The sequence below is a fragment of the Staphylococcus sp. aM genome (assembly GCF_052975125.1).
Window position 1 is genome coordinate 968,289 of sequence record NZ_CP121447.1, and the last position, 17,326, is coordinate 985,614.

A 17,326-nucleotide genomic window follows, 5' to 3' on the forward strand; every position below is an offset into this window, starting at 1 on the left:
CTTGGCTATTTTATTTGGCAAATAATTTACGTTGAAGTTTATCTTCGCTAAATACCCATCCAATGTAAGAGTGATCGATTTCATCTTGTTGAGTTAAATGGGCAATTGCAACAAATGCGTAATGATCGTTATTTAAATATCTCAAGTCCATTAATCTAATTTCAGTAGTACCATCTTCTAATGGTGTTGTTTGCCAACGATAAATAGATGAGAAATTTAAAAATGTTCTAATATCTTTATTGTTTTTAACTTTCCATAATAATGAATCAATTGATAAATGTTGACGTTTGACCTTATCACTAAAAACAATATTTCTACCATAGGATCTACCAACATAATCATGTTCATCTGTTTGAATCGCTATACGCCATTCCATGAATTTTAATGTAGGAATAACGAAAACTTTAACTGGATTATGTTCTTGTTTTATTTGCTTTAATGCTTGTTTTCTTAAGAATGATTGCATTTTAAATCGTACAATGTAGTATATAATGAGTACCCCGATAATTGGGAAAAAGGCTAAGTATGGATGTACACCAAATGTCCATAATGCCACGCCAATACATAAAATAATAAATATTATTGGATCGAAAGTATTAATTACACCTAGTTGAATCCACTTATTTGTAATAGGTCTTAATGCTTGTGTACCATAAGAATTAAAGATATCAACAAATACATGCAAGAAAACAGCTAATTGAGCCCACATCCATACATGTAAAGGGTTCGTATGGTTAAATATGACAAAAATTAAAAATGTGATTAAAATAGGCCATAAGATTGTAAATGGTATAGAGTGTGTAATACCTCTATGGTGTGAAATATAAGTTGAATTATCTTTTAGTTTTAATACTGTATCTCCATCAGGTATCAGTGATCCTGCAATTAATGTTGTAGCGGTTGCCGCAAATGTATCAGACATAGCAGGATCTTGTGTTGCAAGTGCTGTAAGACCAACACCAATCACGATATGCGTGGCTGTATCCATATATGTTCACTCATTTCGTCTTAATTTATAATATATTATAATCTAAAAGTTGGAATAACAAAATCAACTCACATTACTTTATATAACATGTATGTAAAATAGCCATTGTGCTTAATTTAAAACATCATAAATGTTGTAGGAAGGGAAATATATGTATTTAGAAGACAATTTTAAAAATAATATAATGCAATGGTTTAATCAAAATCAACGCTCTATGCCTTGGCGTGAAACGACGAATCCATATTATATATGGTTAAGCGAAGTCATGTTGCAACAAACTCAAGTTAAAACAGTTATTGATTATTATGATAGATTTATACAACGCTTCCCTACTATTGCTGATTTAAGTGAGGCACATGAAGATGAAGTACTCAAATATTGGGAAGGGTTAGGATACTATAGTCGTGCGCGAAACTTTCATCATGCGATTAAAGAAGTTCAACATGATTATCAAGGTATTGTGCCATCGGATCCTGAACATTTTAAATCTTTAAAAGGCGTTGGCCCCTATACACAAGCAGCGGTTATGAGTATTGCATTTGACCATCCACTCCCTACCGTTGACGGCAATGTATTTAGAGTATGGTCTAGACTGAATAATGACAGTAGAGATATAAAACTACAATCTACTCGTAAAGCATATGAACAAGAATTACTACCATATGTACAAGAAGAAGCTGGTACATTTAACCAATCTATGATGGAACTAGGTGCTTTAATTTGTACACCTAAAAATCCGCTTTGCATGTTTTGTCCAGTACAAGAAAATTGTGAAGCATATGATAAAGGAACTGTATTAGATTTACCAGTTAAAACTAAGACTGTTAAAAAGAAAACGATTGAGCAAAGTGTTTTTCTAATTCGTAATAGTCGTGGTGAATATTTATTAGAAAAAAGACAAGAAAGATTATTAAATGGTATGTGGGAATTTCCAATGTTTGAAACAGCCCATGCGATTGACCAAATATCAAAGCAATTAAATCACCAGATTGAGCCTTTATCTGAACCTATTTTTAAATTAAAACATCAATTCACACATTTAATATGGCATATTAAGGTGTATAGTGTACCAGAGGAACTTGAGATTGAATCAGTATCTCTACCTGATCATATGATATGGTTCGATTTAGAACAACGTGATCAATTTACTTTTCCAGTACCTATGGCTAAGATTTATCAATTTATTGAAGGGTAACTATAGAAAAATAAATGAATTTAAAGCATAAATTTAATTGCATCAAAGTTCAGAAGTACTTTATAAATATGATATAATCTAAATGGTTAAAAAGTATAAAGGTGGTGTGGAGTATGGTAAAAGAATCCATACCTAAAGAAGGACAAGATATAAAGATTCAAAGTTATAAGCATGATGGTAACATCCATCGTGTATGGTCTGAAACAACTATTTTAAAAGGAACTGATCATGTAATTATCGGTGGTAACGATCATACACTAGTAACAGAAAGTGATGGTCGTACATGGATTACTAGAGAACCAGCAATTGTATACTTTCATTCAGAATACTGGTTTAATGTCATTTGTATGTTTCGTGAAGACGGCGTTTACTACTATTGTAACTTGTCTTCACCGTTTGTAAGTGATGAGGAAGCTTTAAAATATATAGACTATGACCTTGATATTAAAGTTTATCCTAATGGTAAATATCATTTATTAGATGAAGATGAGTATGAACAACATATGAATCAAATGAACTACCCTCATGATATAGATGTTATATTGAGACGTAGTGTGGATATTTTACAACAATGGATTGAACAGAAAAAAGGCCCGTTCGCACCAGACTTTATTAAAGTATGGAAAGAGCGATATAAGAAAATTAGAGATTATTAAGCAAATAAGATGTAAAACATATAGAGATGGTTTATATTATTCCATGTTGCATTGGATTATTTAAAAAGATAATTTGATATGAACCAATCTCTATCAACATAGCTAAACTTGATAATCATATCATTCAGAGGTTGAGATATGTAAGTAAATTACCGTAGAATAACATTCATTAACTATTTTTCTAATTATTAGTGATAGTTGCGATGAGTTGTTATTCAAAAAGTATTTACCGTATCCAACCTCTGTTCCATTTTAAATAAATCAAAATCAAATAAAAGTGGGGGGATTACAACAAATGATTAGACGATATTTAGAATTTGTAAAACCATACAAATATCGAATCATTGCTACTATTATTGTTGGTATTATTAAATTCGGTATACCGATGTTAATTCCATTACTTATAAAATATGCGATTGATGGTGTTATTAACAATCACTCCCTAAGCGCTAGTGAAAAATATTCACATTTAGCAATTGCCATAGGTATAGCTTTATTTATCTTTTTAATTGTAAGGCCACCAATTGAATTTATAAGACAATATTTAGCACAATGGACAAGTAATAAAATTTTATATGATATTCGTAAACAGTTATACAATCATTTACAAGCATTAAGTGCTCGATTTTATGCCAACAATCAAGTTGGACAAGTGATATCACGAGTAATTAATGACGTGGAACAAACTAAAGATTTTATCTTAACAGGTCTTATGAACATTTGGTTAGATTGTATTACAATTATTATTGCTTTAACGATTATGTTCTTCCTTGATGTTAAATTAACATTTGCAGCAATATTTATATTCCCATTTTATATTTTAACTGTATATTTCTTCTTTGGAAGATTAAGAAAGTTAACTAGAGTTAGATCTCAAGCATTAGCAGAAGTGCAAGGTTTTTTACATGAACGTGTTCAAGGTATGTCTGTTATCAAAAGCTTCGCTATTGAAGACAATGAAGCACAAAATTTTGATAACCGAAATCAAAACTTTTTACAAAAAGCCTTCAAACATACAAGATGGAATGCATATTCATTTGCAGCAATTAACACTGTAACTGATATAGGTCCAATAATAGTAATTGGTGTAGGTGCGTATTTAGCTATTAGTGGATCTATTACAGTAGGTACCTTAGCCGCATTTGTTGGATATCTTGAACAATTGTTTGGACCTTTAAGACGTTTAGTTTCATCATTTACTACACTTACACAAAGTTTCGCTTCAATGGATCGTGTATTTCAATTAATTGATGAAGATTATGACATTAAAAACGGTGTAGGTGCACAACCTATAGAGATTAAACAAGGTCAAATCGAATTAAAACATGTAAGTTTCAAATATAATGAGAATGAACAAGAAGTTTTAAAAGATATTAATCTTACAATAAATAAAGGAGAAACAGTTGCTTTTGTAGGAATGAGTGGTGGAGGAAAATCTACCTTAATCAATTTAATACCAAGATTTTATGACGTTACTGATGGTGAAATACTAGTTGATCAACATAATATTAAAGACTTCTTAACAGGTAGCCTTAGAAATCAAATTGGTTTAGTTCAACAAGATAATATATTATTTTCTGACACTGTAAAAGAAAATATTTTATTAGGTCGACCTGATGCGACAGATGAAGAAGTTGTTGAAGCGGCTAAAATGGCCAATGCTCATGATTTTATTATGAATTTACAAGATGGATATGACACTGAAGTAGGGGAACGCGGTGTCAAATTATCAGGTGGGCAAAAACAAAGACTATCAATAGCACGAATTTTCTTAAATAATCCTCCAATACTAATATTAGACGAAGCAACAAGTGCATTAGATTTAGAAAGTGAAGCGATTATTCAAGAAGCACTTGATGTGTTAAGTAAAGATCGTACTACTTTAATCGTGGCACACCGATTATCAACAATCACACATGCAGATAAGATTGTAGTGATGCAAAATGGACAAATTGTCGAAACGGGCACTCATCAAGAATTAATCGATAAAAAAGGTGCATATGAACACTTATACAGTATTCAAAATTTATAAATATGACAAAGAAGAGCTTAAAGCATTTTAGTGCCTTAAGCTCTTCTTTCTGTTTGAATTGGATATTTATTGCTAACATTCATTGAGGTTTATAAATCAAAATCTTCATCAGCGATATCAATATCAGAATCTGAACGGTGATATGTGAAGAAACTAATACGTAAACGATCTAAATGTTCTAAATGATATCGATACTCTTCAATAGCTGCGATGATTTGCATAATATTGGCATAGGAATAAAGCGTTTGATATGGATTATGGATTAATTCATTTTGAAAGGCATCCATTAAATCTTTCTTTTGTGGATTATCAACTTCATATTGAAATTGAGCCACATTATATTTTGCTTTTTTAGATAAACTTTTTAAAATTTGTTCATGGAAAGCAATAAGTGAATCCAATTCTAATTTAATCTGTAATAATAATTGATTATTAAGTTGATGTAAGTCATTTTGATAACGTGACATTCTATTTAACACTTCATAAGCTAATCTAGTCGTTCTTACTACTTCTTTGAATAAAATTTTCTTTCGATATTGTGCGTGGATATGCTTTTTAAATAGTGGTCTTTCTTCGTGATAAAAATTATAAATCTGCTCTAGTTTATTGATCCTAGTATTGAGTTGTTCGCCATCTTGTTTAATATTATGAAATTCGGATGTATCATTTAATACGAGTTTAAACCATACAAATATATCAGACGAAATGTTAGCAGAATTATAATAGATTTTCGTTTCGAATTTAGGGGGCAAGAATAACAAGTTCACAATTGAAGAACTTAGTACACCAATCATCACTAAAACAAATCTAAAGAAAGCGGCAACATAGAAAGACCCTGTATGTTGTCCCATAATGATTAATGCAGTTACACTTGCTAATGTAGCAACATGGGCTAAGTTAAATCTGAATAAAATTGCAATTAATAATATAACTGTGACACCCATAATAATGAAATTATCACTAAAGATCGTCACCATAGTGACAGCCAATAACGCACCAATAATGTTACCTATAGCTTGGTCTGAAACTGTTTTTATCGACTTATAGACACTGGGTTGCATTGCAACAACAGCACTGACGCCGGCTAATGATTTAAGACCAACATTATCAGGTAGTAAAGAAGCGATAGACATAGCTAATATAATTGCTATACCAGTTTTTAAAATCCGAGCTCCAAGTCTCAAAAATAGCGCTCCTTTTAAGTTTTATTGAATATAATAATAAATTCGTATTCATTATTGTTATACACTGACTGACAATAAATTTCAAGTGAATATGAGCATTACTCATGACAATTAAATTGCATTAACTATGGCGTTTATTTTAATAAATAGAGTAGTTTAATAATAAGAGGTAAGGTAGCCAATACTTAACATGCTATAAATATAAAATTTCATAAATAGAAAATGTGATTTATTTTCAATTAGACATAGTCTAACAAACCGAAATTATAATGCTTTATATAAATAAAATCCAAGACAAAGTTTATGTCTTGGATTAATTAACGGCATCCCCAAAGCAGGATTATAGGTAAGGACTCTTTTATCACAGCCGCTTGAATAACCAAAAATTATTTCATTTGACTAAACGCATAATCAGCTGCTTTAAGTGTTTGATCAATGTCTTCTTCAGTATGTTCTGTAGTTAAGAACCAAGCTTCGAATTTAGAAGGAGCTAAATTAATACCTTGATTAAGCATTAATTTAAAGAATTTTGCAAAAGCCTCACCATCAGAATTCTCTACTTGTTCATAATGGGTAATCTTTTCATCAGTAAAGTACAATGTGAGAGAACCGTATATACGATTAATTGTTGCGGTGATTTGATGTTTTTCAATTAATTGTAATAGACCGTCTTCTAATCGTTTCCCTAGTTTATCTAATTTCTCATAAACACCGTCTTGTTCTAAAACTTCAAGTAAAGCAATACCTGCTTTCATTGATAATGGGTTACCAGCCATAGTACCTGCTTGATAAGCTGGCCCAAGTGGCGCTACATGTTCCATTATATCTTGTCGGCCGCCATAACCTCCGATTGGTAAACCACCACCTACAATTTTACCAAAAGCAGTTAAATCAGGGATGACACCAAGTAAGTCTTGAGCAGCACCATAATGAAATCTGAACGCTGTAATGACTTCATCATAAATGACTAAACTATTGTTTTCGTTAGTAATACGATTAACTTCTTCTAAAAATCCTGGTTCTGGCATTACCATACCAAAGTTACCTACTATAGGCTCTACTAAAACGGCAGCAACGTCGTCACCCCAGTGATTAATTGCCTCTTTGTATGATTCAATATCGTTAAATGGTACAGTAATCACTTCTTTAGCAACGCTTTCTGGGACACCTGCAGAATCAGGGGAGCCAAGTTGTGAAGGACCACTACCAGCGGCAACTAGTACTAAATCCGAATGTCCATGATATGAACCGGCAAATTTAATGATTTTATTACGTTTAGTATAGGCACGTGCAACTCTTATAGTAGTCATAACAGCTTCAGTACCAGAGTTTACAAATCTAATTTTTTCAAGAGAAGGAATGGCCTCTCGCAATTTCTTACTAAATTCAATTTCTAATTCAGTAGGTGTTCCATATAATACACCTTTAGCAGCTTGTTCTTGAATTGCTTTTGTAATGTGAGGATGCGCGTGACCAGTAATGATAGGACCATATGCTTGTAAATAGTCTATAAATTTGTTGCCATCTACATCATATAAATAAGCCCCTTTACCTTCTTTCATTACTACTGGTGCTCCACCACCAACTGCTTTATAAGAACGAGATGGAGAGTTTACGCCACCTAAAATATATTCATTCGATAATTCCTGAAGTCGTTCACTTTCAGTAAAGTTCATATTATCAACCTCTTTTAATTTAATATTGTCGTTTATTATCGTATCATAAAATTAACATAATGAAGAAACAGGTGATTAAATGTTAAAAAAAGGTGATCAATTCCCAGAATTTTCATTAGAAAATCAAAATGGAGAACGCATTACTAATGAAACGATAAAAGGTCAAGTGACAATATTATATTTCTATCCTAGAGATAATACACCAACTTGTACTACAGAAGCTTGTGATTTTCGAGATAATATCGAAATGTTTAATGATTTGAATGTGAATATCTATGGTGTGAGTGGTGATTCTAAGAAAAAGCATCAAAATTTTATAGAGAAACATAAGCTTAACTTTGATTTACTCGTAGATCAAGACTATCAACTTTCCAATGAAGTCGGTGTATATCAATTGAAAAAATCATTCGGTAAAGAAAGCATGGGCATAGTTCGAACAACGTTTGTTATAGATGAGCAGGGCATAGTTAAAGATGTTATTGAAAAAGTAAAAGTTAAGACCCAAATTGAAGAACTAAAAAACATTTTGGAGTGATATTGATGAAAGTAGTTAGTCTGTTTAGATTAGGAGAGTTAGAAGATAAATTAAAAGAAACATTTCCGCAGGTAGAATTTAAATTTATTAAGAAAGCTAAAAATATACCAAATGAAGACAGACAATCACTCGATATCTTAATTGGATATGATGGAAATCTAGATGAAACATTGTTAGAGGATTGCCCAAATCTTAAGTGGATTGCTTGGTATGCTACTGGTGTTAATTCTTTACCATTAAAATATATTAAGGAACACAATATTACGTTAACTAATAGTAGGGGAGTACAAGCAAAACAACTATCTGAATTCATCATTGCATTTATTTTAGATGATTATAAGAAAATGAGAACGTCTTATATTAATCAACAAAACAAGATATATGATTCGAAAATGACAGGCAGAAGATTAAATGGTGATTGCATATTGTTTTTAGGCACAGGAGCAATCGCACAACGAACAGCAAAGTTAGCGAAAGCTTTTGATATGAAGGTTATAGGTGTAAGTAAATCAGGCAAACAGAAAAAATGGTTTGATGAAGTACACAAAATTGAATATCTAAGTGACTTATTAGAAAAAGGCGATATAGTAATCAATAGTTTACCAGAAACAAATGAAACGATTCATTTATTAAAATATGAAGACTTTGAAAAAATGAAAGCAAGTACAATGTTTATTAATGTCGGTAGAGGTACAATAGTTGAGGAAGATACATTGATTGAAGCATTAAGCAATAATGAAATCAGACATGCTTACTTAGATGTATTTGAAAAAGAGCCATTAACACCAGATAACTCATTATATGAACTAGACAACGTAACTATAACTGCGCATATTACAGGAAATGATCAAGGTATTAATGAGGACGTTACAAAAATATTTATTAAAAACTTGGAACATTTTCTCAATTATAGCAGCGTAATTGAGAATGAAGTGGATCTAGAAAAAGGATATTAATGAAAATACAACTGTTTTATTGACATTTGTAAATTGTAACAGTTATATTAGTATTAAGTAATAATCATTATTAACTAGAAAGATGGTGAAAAAAATGAGCGCGGAATTAGAATCAATAGAACATGAACTTGAAGAATCAATTGCGTCTTTAAGAAAAGCTGGTATACGTATAACACCTCAAAGACAAGCAATCTTGAAATTCATGATTTCTTCAAAAACACATCCTAGTGCCGACGAAATTTATCAAGCACTTTCACCAGATTTTCCTAATATAAGTGTTGCGACAATATATAATAATTTAAGAGTATTCAAAGATATAGGCATTGTAAAAGAGCTCACATACGGTGATGCATCAAGTCGATTTGATTTCAATACTCACAATCATTACCATATTATTTGTGAAAAATGCGGTAAAATAGTTGACTTCCATTATCCACAATTAGACGAAGTGGAACAGCTAGCACAACATGTTACTGAATTTGACGTAACACATCATCGAATGGAAATTTATGGAATATGTAAAGAATGCAAAGATAAAGAAGAATAGGCATCATATACTCATAAAGATAAATCAATAGTAAATAATAATTAAAAACCATGTTTGACTCATAATAGTCAAACATGGTTTTTATATATTTAAAAGAATAAAAAAGTAATGTAAATGTTTTATATGAAAAAAATATAACATGTACTTAGAAAACTTAAGTCAGATACGAAAGAAGAGTTATTGTAAAATAGGGATCAATTTTGAGATGAGGATTACACTTTAAAAAATGATAGTTCACTTTAAATTAAAATAAGGTATACTTCGAGTAAATTTTTACAAATTAAATAGTTGAAATGCGTTGACGTTAATATAATTACTTGGTAATATATAAAAGTCGTCAAAACGATATTAACTATTTGAAAAGATTTCATTAACTTTTTAAAGTAAATGTTGATAAAGTGTAATTTTGACTATTGAACTTTCAATTCAAACATTATATTATAGATTTTGTTGAGTCATTAATAACAAAGTTCTTAAAAAAGAATTTAAATTTATTGTTGACTTCATAAAACAAACGCGATATAATAAGATATTGTAAGCGAAAAAACGAACATTGAAAACTGAATGACAATATGTCAACGTTAATTCTAATAATGTAACGAAAGTTACAACAATTAATTTAGTTTTATGAGCTAATCAAACATCATAAATTTTTATGGAGAGTTTGATCCTGGCTCAGGATGAACGCTGGCGGCGTGCCTAATACATGCAAGTCGAGCGAACAGATAAGGAGCTTGCTCCTTTGACGTTAGCGGCGGACGGGTGAGTAACACGTGGATAACCTACCTATAAGACTGGGATAACTTCGGGAAACCGGAGCTAATACCGGATAACATATTGAACCGCATGGTTCAATAGTGAAAGGCGGCTTTGCTGTCACTTATAGATGGATCCGCGCCGTATTAGCTAGTTGGTAAGGTAACGGCTTACCAAGGCAACGATACGTAGCCGACCTGAGAGGGTGATCGGCCACACTGGAACTGAGACACGGTCCAGACTCCTACGGGAGGCAGCAGTAGGGAATCTTCCGCAATGGGCGAAAGCCTGACGGAGCAACGCCGCGTGAGTGATGAAGGTCTTCGGATCGTAAAACTCTGTTATCAGGGAAGAACAAATGTGTAAGTAACTGTGCACATCTTGACGGTACCTGATCAGAAAGCCACGGCTAACTACGTGCCAGCAGCCGCGGTAATACGTAGGTGGCAAGCGTTATCCGGAATTATTGGGCGTAAAGCGCGCGTAGGCGGTTTTTTAAGTCTGATGTGAAAGCCCACGGCTCAACCGTGGAGGGTCATTGGAAACTGGAAAACTTGAGTGCAGAAGAGGAAAGTGGAATTCCATGTGTAGCGGTGAAATGCGCAGAGATATGGAGGAACACCAGTGGCGAAGGCGACTTTCTGGTCTGTAACTGACGCTGATGTGCGAAAGCGTGGGGATCAAACAGGATTAGATACCCTGGTAGTCCACGCCGTAAACGATGAGTGCTAAGTGTTAGGGGGTTTCCGCCCCTTAGTGCTGCAGCTAACGCATTAAGCACTCCGCCTGGGGAGTACGACCGCAAGGTTGAAACTCAAAGGAATTGACGGGGACCCGCACAAGCGGTGGAGCATGTGGTTTAATTCGAAGCAACGCGAAGAACCTTACCAAATCTTGACATCCTTTGACCGCTCTAGAGATAGAGTCTTCCCCTTCGGGGGACAAAGTGACAGGTGGTGCATGGTTGTCGTCAGCTCGTGTCGTGAGATGTTGGGTTAAGTCCCGCAACGAGCGCAACCCTTAAGCTTAGTTGCCATCATTAAGTTGGGCACTCTAAGTTGACTGCCGGTGACAAACCGGAGGAAGGTGGGGATGACGTCAAATCATCATGCCCCTTATGATTTGGGCTACACACGTGCTACAATGGACAATACAAAGGGCAGCTAAACCGCGAGGTCAAGCAAATCCCATAAAGTTGTTCTCAGTTCGGATTGTAGTCTGCAACTCGACTACATGAAGCTGGAATCGCTAGTAATCGTAGATCAGCATGCTACGGTGAATACGTTCCCGGGTCTTGTACACACCGCCCGTCACACCACGAGAGTTTGTAACACCCGAAGCCGGTGGAGTAACCATTTATGGAGCTAGCCGTCGAAGGTGGGACAAATGATTGGGGTGAAGTCGTAACAAGGTAGCCGTATCGGAAGGTGCGGCTGGATCACCTCCTTTCTAAGGATATATTCGGAACATCTTCGAAGAAGATGAAGGAATAACATTGACATATTGTATTCAGTTTTGATTGTTTGTTTTACAAATAATTAATGGGCCTATAGCTCAGCTGGTTAGAGCGCACGCCTGATAAGCGTGAGGTCGGTGGTTCGAGTCCACTTAGGCCCACCATTAATTAATATTTATTTGGGGGCTTAGCTCAGCTGGGAGAGCGCCTGCTTTGCACGCAGGAGGTCAGCGGTTCGATCCCGCTAGTCTCCACCATTATAATTGTACATTGAAAACTAGATAAGTAAGTAAAATAGATTTTACCAAGCAAAACCGAGTGAATTAGAGTTTTAAAGCTTGAATTCATAAGAAATAATCGCTAGTGTTCGAAAGAACACTCACAAGATTAATAACGCGTTTCCTGTAGGATGGAAACATAGATTAAGTTATTAAGGGCGCACGGTGGATGCCTTGGCACTAGAAGCCGATGAAGGACGTTACTAACGACGATATGCTTTGGGGAGCTGTAAGTAAGCGTTGATCCAGAGATTTCCGAATGGGGAAACCCAGCATGAGTTATGTCATGTTATCGATATGTGAATACATAGCATATCAGAAGGCAGACCCGGAGAACTGAAACATCTTAGTACCCGGAGGAAGAGAAAGAAAAATCGATTCCCTGAGTAGCGGCGAGCGAAACGGGAAGAGCCCAAACCAACAAGCTTGCTTGTTGGGGTTGTAGGACACTCTATACGGAGTTACAAAAGTATATATTAGACGAATCATCTGGAAAGTTGAATCAAAGAAGGTAATAATCCTGTAGTCGAAAATATATACTCTCTTGAGTGGATCCTGAGTACGACGGAGCACGTGAAATTCCGTCGGAATCTGGGAGGACCATCTCCTAAGGCTAAATACTCTCTAGTGACCGATAGTGAACCAGTACCGTGAGGGAAAGGTGAAAAGTACCCCGGAAGGGGAGTGAAAGAGAACTTGAAACCGTGTGCTTACAAGTAGTCAGAGCCCGTTAATGGGTGATGGCGTGCCTTTTGTAGAATGAACCGGCGAGTTACGATTTGATGCAAGGTTAAGCAGCTAATGTGGAGCCGTAGCGAAAGCGAGTCTGAATAGGGCGTTTAGTATTTGGTCGTAGACCCGAAACCAGGTGATCTACCCTTGGTCAGGTTGAAGTTCAGGTAACACTGAATGGAGGACCGAACCGACTTACGTTGAAAAGTGAGCGGATGAACTGAGGGTAGCGGAGAAATTCCAATCGAACTTGGAGATAGCTGGTTCTCTCCGAAATAGCTTTAGGGCTAGCCTCAAGTGATGATTATTGGAGGTAGAGCACTGTTTGGACGAGGGGCCCTTCTCGGGTTACCGAATTCAGACAAACTCCGAATGCCAATTAATTTAACTTGGGAGTCAGAACATGGGTGATAAGGTCCGTGTTCGAAAGGGAAACAGCCCAGACCACCAGCTAAGGTCCCAAAATATATGTTAAGTGGAAAAGGATGTGGCGTTGCCCAGACAACTAGGATGTTGGCTTAGAAGCAGCCATCATTTAAAGAGTGCGTAATAGCTCACTAGTCGAGTGACACTGCGCCGAAAATGTACCGGGGCTAAACATATTACCGAAGCTGTGGATTGTCCGTAGGACAATGGTAGGAGAGCGTTCTAAGGGCGTCGAAGCATGATCGCAAGGACATGTGGAGCGCTTAGAAGTGAGAATGCCGGTGTGAGTAGCGAAAGACGGGTGAGAATCCCGTCCACCGATTGACTAAGGTTTCCAGAGGAAGGCTCGTCCGCTCTGGGTTAGTCGGGTCCTAAGCTGAGGCCGACAGGCGTAGGCGATGGATAACAGGTTGATATTCCTGTACCACCTAGTATCGTTTTAATCGATGGGGGGACGCAGTAGGATAGGCGAAGCGTGCTATTGGATTGCACGTCCAAGCAGTAAGACTGAGTGTTAGGCAAATCCGGCACTCATAAGGTCAAGCTGTGATGGGGAGAGGAAATTGTTTCCTCGAGTCGTTGATTTCACACTGCCAAGAAAAGCCTCTAGATAGATAACAGGTGCCCGTACCGCAAACCGACACAGGTAGTCAAGATGAGAATTCTAAGGTGAGCGAGCGAACTCTCGTTAAGGAACTCGGCAAAATGACCCCGTAACTTCGGGAGAAGGGGTGCTCTTTAGGGTTAACGCCCAGAAGAGCCGCAGTGAATAGGCCCAAGCGACTGTTTATCAAAAACACAGGTCTCTGCTAAACCGTAAGGTGATGTATAGGGGCTGACGCCTGCCCGGTGCTGGAAGGTTAAGAGGAGTAGTTAGCTTCTGCGAAGCTACGAATCGAAGCCCCAGTAAACGGCGGCCGTAACTATAACGGTCCTAAGGTAGCGAAATTCCTTGTCGGGTAAGTTCCGACCCGCACGAAAGGCGTAACGATTTGGGCACTGTCTCAACGAGAGACTCGGTGAAATCATAGTACCTGTGAAGATGCAGGTTACCCGCGACAGGACGGAAAGACCCCGTGGAGCTTTACTGTAGCCTGATATTGAAATTCGGCACAGCTTGTACAGGATAGGTAGGAGCCTTTGAAACGTGAGCGCTAGCTTACGTGGAGGCATTGGTGGGATACTACCCTAGCTGTGTTGGCTTTCTAACCCGCACCACTTATCGTGGTGGGAGACAGTGTCAGGTGGGCAGTTTGACTGGGGCGGTCGCCTCCTAAAAGGTAACGGAGGCGCTCAAAGGTTCCCTCAGAATGGTTGGAAATCATTCATAGAGTGTAAAGGCATAAGGGAGCTTGACTGCGAGACTTACAAGTCGAGCAGGGTCGAAAGACGGACTTAGTGATCCGGTGGTTCCGCATGGAAGGGCCATCGCTCAACGGATAAAAGCTACCCCGGGGATAACAGGCTTATCTCCCCCAAGAGTTCACATCGACGGGGAGGTTTGGCACCTCGATGTCGGCTCATCGCATCCTGGGGCTGTAGTCGGTCCCAAGGGTTGGGCTGTTCGCCCATTAAAGCGGTACGCGAGCTGGGTTCAGAACGTCGTGAGACAGTTCGGTCCCTATCCGTCGTGGGCGTAGGAAATTTGAGAGGAGCTGTCCTTAGTACGAGAGGACCGGGATGGACATACCTCTGGTGTACCAGTTGTCGTGCCAACGGCATAGCTGGGTAGCTATGTATGGACGGGATAAGTGCTGAAAGCATCTAAGCATGAAGCCCCCCTCAAGATGAGATTTCCCAACTTCGGTTATAAGATCCCTCAAAGATGATGAGGTTAATAGGTTCGAGGTGGAAGCGTGGTGACACGTGGAGCTGACGAATACTAATCGATCGAAGACTTAATCAAAATTTATGTTTTGCGAAGCAAAATCATTTTACTTACTATCTAGTTTTGAATGTATAATACATTCCATTTGTCTGGTGACAATGGCAAGGAGGTCACACCTGTTCCCATGCCGAACACAGAAGTTAAGCTCCTTAGCGCCGATGGTAGTCGGACTAACGTTCCGCTAGAGTAGGACGTTGCCAGGCAAATATACTGGAGAATTAGCTCAGCTGGGAGAGCATCTGCCTTACAAGCAGAGGGTCGGCGGTTCGAACCCGTCATTCTCCACCATTTATAGCCGGCCTAGCTCAATTGGTAGAGCAACTGACTTGTAATCAGTAGGTTGGGGGTTCAAGTCCTCTGGCCGGCACCATCTTTAGAGCCATTAGCTCAGTTGGTAGAGCATCTGACTTTTAATCAGAGGGTCAGAGGTTCGAATCCTCTATGGCTCACCATTTTAATAGCGGGTGTGGCGGAATTGGCAGACGCACTAGACTTAGGATCTAGCGCCTTACGGCGTGGGGGTTCGACTCCCTTCACCCGCATATGCAGAAGTAGTTCAGCGGTAGAATACAACCTTGCCAAGGTTGGGGTCGCGGGTTCGAATCCCGTCTTCTGCTCCATTATTAGTGCCGGGGTGGCGGAACTGGCAGACGCACAGGACTTAAAATCCTGCGGTGAGAGATCACCGTACCGGTTCGATTCCGGTCCTCGGCACCATCTTATTATTAATATGCGCCCGTAGCTCAATTGGATAGAGCGTTTGACTACGGATCAAGAGGTTATGGGTTCGACTCCTATCGGGCGCGCTTATTCTACGGGAAGTAGCTCAGCTTGGTAGAGCACTTGGTTTGGGACCAAGGGGTCGTAGGTTCGAATCCTGTCTTCCCGATAGCAACAATTATTATATATATGGGGGCTTAGCTCAGCTGGGAGAGCGCCTGCTTTGCACGCAGGAGGTCAGCGGTTCGATCCCGCTAGTCTCCACCATATTAAATTTACAAACTAGATAACGGCGGTGTAGCTCAGCTGGCTAGAGCGTACGGTTCATACCCGTGAGGTCGGGGGTTCGATCCCCTCCACCGCCACTACTATTAGTTGTAAGATTATATTTGGGACCTTTAGCTCAGTTGGTTAGAGCTAACGGCTCATAACCGTTCGGTCGCAGGTTCGAGTCCTGCAAGGTCCATATAATTTTGGAGGAATACCCAAGTCCGGCTGAAGGGATCGGTCTTGAAAACCGACAGGGCCTTAACGGGCCGCGGGGGTTCGAATCCCTCTTCCTCCGTTTTATATTTGGTCTCGTAGTGTAGCGGTTAACACGCCTGCCTGTCACGCAGGAGATCGCGGGTTCGATTCCCGTCGAGACCGCCATTTTAATTTAATAGCAATTTACCTATAATCATGGAGGAATACCCAAGTCCGGCTGAAGGGATCGGTCTTGAAAACCGACAGGGCCTTAACGGGCCGCGGGGGTTCGAATCCCTCTTCCTCCGTTTTTATTATTTATTATTATCGCGGGATGGAGCAGTTCGGTAGCTCGTCGGGCTCATAACCCGAAGGTCGGTGGTTCAAATCCGCCTCCCGCAATACATAGTTTTAATAGGTCTCGTAGTGTAGCGGTTAACACGCCTGCCTGTCACGCAGGAGATCGCGGGTTCGATTCCCGTCGAGACCGCCATTATTAATATTATGGTTCAGTAGCTCAGTTGGTAGAGCAATGGATTGAAGCTCCATGTGTCGGCAGTTCGACTCTGTCCTGAACCATTTCACAAGCCGGCCTAGCTCAATTGGTAGAGCAACTGACTTGTAATCAGTAGGTTGGGGGTTCAAGTCCTCTGGCCGGCACCATCTCTTGGAGGGGTAGCGAAGTGGCTAAACGCGGCGGACTGTAAATCCGCTCCTTCGGGTTCGGCAGTTCGAATCTGCCCCCCTCCACCATCTAAATAGGGGCATAGTTCAACGGTAGAATAGAGGTCTCCAAAACCTTTGATGTGGGTTCGATTCCTACTGCCCCTGCCATG

9 protein-coding genes, 22 tRNA genes and 3 rRNA genes are annotated in these 17,326 nt (G+C 38.3%); 31 read left to right on the forward strand and 3 right to left on the reverse strand.

The window, feature by feature from the left end; genetic code table 11:
- Nucleotides 1-10: 10 nt before the first annotated feature.
- Nucleotides 11-988, reverse strand: coding sequence for a metal-dependent hydrolase (locus P7F85_RS04755; RefSeq protein ID WP_002466098.1), 978 nt, complete (start codon nt 986-988; stop codon nt 11-13).
- Nucleotides 989-1,139: 151 nt separating this feature from the next.
- Here P7F85_RS04755 and mutY point away from each other — a divergent pair, with 151 nt between their 5' ends.
- The 3 genes from mutY to P7F85_RS04770 all read left to right on the forward strand — a co-directional run bounded on the left by mutY (nt 1,140) and on the right by P7F85_RS04770 (nt 4,871).
- A complete protein-coding gene (mutY, locus tag P7F85_RS04760; protein ID WP_002466100.1) occupies nt 1,140-2,183 on the forward strand; it encodes an A/G-specific adenine glycosylase in 1,044 nt (347 codons plus the stop codon).
- Nucleotides 2,184-2,296: 113 nt separating this feature from the next.
- Nucleotides 2,297-2,839, forward strand: a complete 543-nt coding sequence (gene ntdP, locus P7F85_RS04765; RefSeq protein WP_046464271.1) for a nucleoside tri-diphosphate phosphatase — start codon at nt 2,297-2,299, stop codon at nt 2,837-2,839.
- Nucleotides 2,840-3,134: 295 nt separating this feature from the next.
- The gene (locus P7F85_RS04770; RefSeq protein ID WP_002466149.1) at nt 3,135-4,871 is read left to right on the forward strand and encodes an ABC transporter ATP-binding protein; all 1,737 of its coding nucleotides are present in this window, start codon (nt 3,135-3,137) and stop codon (nt 4,869-4,871) included.
- 89 nt (nt 4,872-4,960) lie between these two features.
- Here P7F85_RS04770 and P7F85_RS04775 read toward each other — a convergent pair whose 3' ends face one another.
- Nucleotides 4,961-6,055: an FUSC family protein gene (locus tag P7F85_RS04775; protein ID WP_447158571.1), complete on the reverse strand. Its 1,095-nt coding sequence runs from the start codon at nt 6,053-6,055 to the stop codon at nt 4,961-4,963.
- 386 nt (nt 6,056-6,441) lie between these two features.
- On the reverse strand, nt 6,442-7,731 hold the full coding sequence (locus P7F85_RS04780; RefSeq protein WP_002466123.1) for a glutamate-1-semialdehyde 2,1-aminomutase: 1,290 nt from the start codon (nt 7,729-7,731) through the stop codon (nt 6,442-6,444).
- Between the two features lie 79 nt (nt 7,732-7,810).
- On the opposite strand from P7F85_RS04780, the gene bcp reads away from it, so the two are divergent.
- The 28 genes from bcp to P7F85_RS04920 all read left to right on the forward strand — a co-directional run bounded on the left by bcp (nt 7,811) and on the right by P7F85_RS04920 (nt 17,324).
- Nucleotides 7,811-8,266 carry a thioredoxin-dependent thiol peroxidase gene (gene bcp, locus P7F85_RS04785; protein WP_002466137.1) on the forward strand — a complete coding sequence of 152 codons (456 nt, stop codon included), beginning with the start codon at nt 7,811-7,813 and terminating at the stop codon, nt 8,264-8,266.
- 5 nt (nt 8,267-8,271) lie between these two features.
- Nucleotides 8,272-9,222: a phosphoglycerate dehydrogenase gene (locus P7F85_RS04790; protein ID WP_002466115.1), complete on the forward strand. Its 951-nt coding sequence runs from the start codon at nt 8,272-8,274 to the stop codon at nt 9,220-9,222.
- Between the two features lie 94 nt (nt 9,223-9,316).
- Nucleotides 9,317-9,769 carry a peroxide-responsive transcriptional repressor PerR gene (perR, locus tag P7F85_RS04795; protein WP_002452366.1) on the forward strand — a complete coding sequence of 151 codons (453 nt, stop codon included), beginning with the start codon at nt 9,317-9,319 and terminating at the stop codon, nt 9,767-9,769.
- A gap of 652 nt (nt 9,770-10,421) precedes the next feature.
- A 16S ribosomal RNA gene (locus tag P7F85_RS04800) occupies nt 10,422-11,974 on the forward strand.
- Between the two features lie 94 nt (nt 11,975-12,068).
- A tRNA-Ile gene (locus tag P7F85_RS04805) sits at nt 12,069-12,145 on the forward strand.
- 17 nt (nt 12,146-12,162) lie between these two features.
- Nucleotides 12,163-12,238: transfer RNA gene (locus P7F85_RS04810), tRNA-Ala, on the forward strand.
- Nucleotides 12,239-12,401: 163 nt separating this feature from the next.
- A 23S ribosomal RNA gene (locus tag P7F85_RS04815) occupies nt 12,402-15,323 on the forward strand.
- A gap of 70 nt (nt 15,324-15,393) precedes the next feature.
- Nucleotides 15,394-15,508: ribosomal RNA gene (rrf, locus tag P7F85_RS04820) — 5S ribosomal RNA — on the forward strand.
- The 16S, 23S and 5S rRNA genes sit together here with 22 tRNA genes alongside, the layout of an rRNA operon.
- A gap of 9 nt (nt 15,509-15,517) precedes the next feature.
- A tRNA-Val gene (locus tag P7F85_RS04825) sits at nt 15,518-15,593 on the forward strand.
- A 6-nt stretch (nt 15,594-15,599) separates the two neighbouring features.
- Nucleotides 15,600-15,675, forward strand: a tRNA-Thr gene (locus P7F85_RS04830).
- 6 nt (nt 15,676-15,681) lie between these two features.
- A tRNA-Lys gene (locus P7F85_RS04835) sits at nt 15,682-15,757 on the forward strand.
- Between the two features lie 8 nt (nt 15,758-15,765).
- Nucleotides 15,766-15,847 (forward strand) — tRNA-Leu (locus P7F85_RS04840).
- A gap of 3 nt (nt 15,848-15,850) precedes the next feature.
- Nucleotides 15,851-15,925: transfer RNA gene (locus P7F85_RS04845), tRNA-Gly, on the forward strand.
- Between the two features lie 8 nt (nt 15,926-15,933).
- A tRNA-Leu gene (locus P7F85_RS04850) sits at nt 15,934-16,022 on the forward strand.
- 15 nt (nt 16,023-16,037) lie between these two features.
- Nucleotides 16,038-16,111, forward strand: a tRNA-Arg gene (locus tag P7F85_RS04855).
- Between the two features lie 9 nt (nt 16,112-16,120).
- Nucleotides 16,121-16,194: transfer RNA gene (locus tag P7F85_RS04860), tRNA-Pro, on the forward strand.
- A gap of 22 nt (nt 16,195-16,216) precedes the next feature.
- A tRNA-Ala gene (locus tag P7F85_RS04865) sits at nt 16,217-16,292 on the forward strand.
- A gap of 24 nt (nt 16,293-16,316) precedes the next feature.
- Nucleotides 16,317-16,390 (forward strand) — tRNA-Met (locus P7F85_RS04870).
- Between the two features lie 27 nt (nt 16,391-16,417).
- Nucleotides 16,418-16,491 (forward strand) — tRNA-Ile (locus tag P7F85_RS04875).
- A 9-nt stretch (nt 16,492-16,500) separates the two neighbouring features.
- A tRNA-Ser gene (locus tag P7F85_RS04880) sits at nt 16,501-16,590 on the forward strand.
- Nucleotides 16,591-16,600: 10 nt separating this feature from the next.
- A tRNA-Asp gene (locus tag P7F85_RS04885) sits at nt 16,601-16,676 on the forward strand.
- Between the two features lie 32 nt (nt 16,677-16,708).
- Nucleotides 16,709-16,798, forward strand: a tRNA-Ser gene (locus tag P7F85_RS04890).
- Nucleotides 16,799-16,818: 20 nt separating this feature from the next.
- Nucleotides 16,819-16,892 (forward strand) — tRNA-Met (locus tag P7F85_RS04895).
- 15 nt (nt 16,893-16,907) lie between these two features.
- Nucleotides 16,908-16,983 (forward strand) — tRNA-Asp (locus P7F85_RS04900).
- Nucleotides 16,984-16,996: 13 nt separating this feature from the next.
- A tRNA-Phe gene (locus P7F85_RS04905) sits at nt 16,997-17,069 on the forward strand.
- Between the two features lie 8 nt (nt 17,070-17,077).
- Nucleotides 17,078-17,153 (forward strand) — tRNA-Thr (locus P7F85_RS04910).
- 6 nt (nt 17,154-17,159) lie between these two features.
- Nucleotides 17,160-17,243: transfer RNA gene (locus tag P7F85_RS04915), tRNA-Tyr, on the forward strand.
- Between the two features lie 7 nt (nt 17,244-17,250).
- Nucleotides 17,251-17,324: transfer RNA gene (locus tag P7F85_RS04920), tRNA-Trp, on the forward strand.
- The last annotated feature ends 2 nt before the right edge of the window (nt 17,325-17,326 follow it).